Genomic DNA, 2355 nt, shown 5'->3' with positions numbered 1-2355 from the left:
GTCGAGCACGACCTATCACACGCCTATACAGCGGTATTCGTGATCGCCGTCGTCCTGGTGCTCTCCACCTTCGTCCCGGCCTCGTTTCTCCCGAAGAAGCCGGCCAGCCAAACATTGGGTGAATAGTGCGGTCGCCCTCGACCGACTAAAAAGGGGGTGCCGCAGTCCAGCAATTCGAGTTTCAGCGGCAGCGATAAACAGTAAGGTGAGAGGCGCGCAAATTGCAGGCGTGTTGTGGGGGCCCACCGCTTCGCGGAAGCCTCGCGCCGCATCTCGAACGCCAGATCCGCCAGCCCGCCCCAAGGCGTTTCGGTCCAGTTCACGCGGGTAAGAAGTACTCGCTCAAGCCGACTACCAGGCACGGCGCCAGCGGCTAGAACCCTGAGGGGGCGAAAGCGAAAACGAATAAAAGACGTTGGGGACGGGAACAGGACCGATATGGTACCGACATGCTAAGCGACGCCACGGAGACGCCAGTTCGCGCTCCCCGTGTCCACGTGACCGGCAGGCATCGGCTCTCGGGACGACCGACCGTATCGCGACCGCCGGGTACGGCCGTACGCGACTATCCCGACAAGCTGGACGCGGCGCTGCTCCGGATTGCCGGCGTCTGCGGCTTGGCCTGTGTCATGGCGATTCTGGACAACACCGCCGTCGCTGTTGCGCAACGCACATTCATGGCCGAATTCGGTGCCTCACAGGTCATCGTGTCGTGGACCATTGCCGGCTACATGCTCGCGTTCGCGACCGTGATTCCGCTGACCGGTTGGGCGGCCGATCGATTCGGCACCAAGCGCCTGTTCATGTGGTCGGTTTTGATGTTCACCCTGGGCTCGCTGCTGTGCGCGCTCGCGCCAAACATCCTGCTACTCATCGTCTTCAGGGTGGCGCAAGGCGTCGGTGGCGGTATGGTCGTGCCGCTGTGCTTCGTGATCTTGACCCACGAAGCGGGCCCCAAGCGCGTCGGCCGCTTGATGGCGGTAGGCGGAATTCCGATTCTGCTCGGCCCGATCGGTGGGCCGGTCCTGGGCGGTTGGCTTGTCGGCAGTTTCGGCTGGAAGTCGATCTTCCTGGTCAACCTGCCCGTCGGGCTGGCTGCGATCGCTCTTGCGGCGATCATGTTTCCAAAAGATCGCCCAGCCCCGACGGACTCACTCGACGTCGTCGGCGTGCTGCTGTTGTCGCCCGGTGCGGCAATCTTCCTCGCCGGGGTGTCGTCCATCCCGGGACGGCACACCGTGTTCGACAAGTACGTGTTACTGCCGATGATCGTCGGCCTCGCGTTGATCGTCGCCTTCGTCCTCCACGTCTGGTATCGCGCCGATAATCCGCTCATCGACCTGCGGTTATTCAAGAACCGAGTCGTCAGTAACGCCAGCGTGACGCTGCTGGTGTTCTCGGTCGCCTTTGTCGGCACCGGAGTGCTGCTGCCCAGCTACTTCCAGATGGTCTTGCATGCGACGCCGATGCAGGCGGGCATGCGCATGGTGCCGGTGGGTATCGGCGCCGTGTTGACGATGCCGTTCGCCGGGGCATTCACGGACAAGAACGGGGCAGGCAAGGTCGTGCTGCTCGGCCTCCCGCTGATGGTCGCAGGCCTCGGCATCTTCACGTACGGAGTCGCAGAGCAAGCCACCTATGCACCGATCCTGCTGGTCGGGCTGCTGATCATGGGCATGGGCATCGGGTGCACCACGACGCCGATCTCTTCGACGGTCCTGCAGGCCCTGGCTCCCCACCAGGTCGCCCGCGGTACGACGCTGATGACTGTCAATCAGCAGGCCGGCGGCGCGGTCGGAGCCTCGCTCATGGCGGTGATCCTGACGAACGAGTTCAATCGCAACAGCGCCATAGTCGCCTCTAACAAGCTGACGGAACTCCAAATGGATGCCAGCCGTCGCGGTCTACAGGTCGATCCGTCCGAGATTCCCAGGCAGACCCTGGCCCCCGATTTTGCGAACACCGTGGTGCACGGCCTGTCCCACGCCTACACGATCGTGTTCGTGCTGGCTGTCGTGTTGATCGCGTCGACGATCATCCCCGCGATGTTCCTGCCGAAGAAGCCCGCGGTCCACGCCGTCGACGACTAGCCGACGAACAGCATCGTCGCGATCCGCCGCACGGTTTCCATCGGGTCGATGGCTCTGACCTGGGCGTTGACGGCCTGGCCGGCGTCCGAGACGTCGAGCAACCACTTGTCGAACATCACCTCGTAGTGGCCGGGGTGGTCGATGGCGAATCGAACATAGGCCAGGGCCGCATCGGTGAAGTCGCCCCGCGCGTCGACGAGGGCCTCGGTCAACGGCTGAAAGCCTTCCGTCGCCAGCGCCGTGAACAGCCCGCGGCGGTCGGCGA

The 2355-nt window shown here is 63.8% G+C and carries 2 protein-coding genes; one reads left to right on the top strand and one right to left on the bottom strand.

Going from position 1 to position 2355, the window contains the following annotated elements:
- The first annotated feature begins 449 nt into the window (after positions 1-449).
- A complete protein-coding gene (locus tag JOZ00_RS27235; RefSeq protein ID WP_293350886.1) occupies positions 450-2090 on the top strand; it encodes a DHA2 family efflux MFS transporter permease subunit in 1641 nt (546 codons plus the stop codon).
- Here JOZ00_RS27235 and JOZ00_RS27230 read toward each other — a convergent pair.
- Positions 2087-2355: WHG domain-containing protein (locus JOZ00_RS27230; protein WP_293350884.1), on the bottom strand; the 269-nt coding region annotated here is incomplete at its 5' end. The two genes, JOZ00_RS27235 and JOZ00_RS27230, sit on opposite strands and share 4 nt — an antisense overlap.

The organism is Mycobacterium sp., from assembly GCF_019243155.1.
Classification (GTDB): Bacteria; Actinomycetota; Actinomycetes; order Mycobacteriales; family Mycobacteriaceae; genus Mycobacterium.
This window is presented reverse-complemented; position numbering and strand designations above follow the sequence as displayed.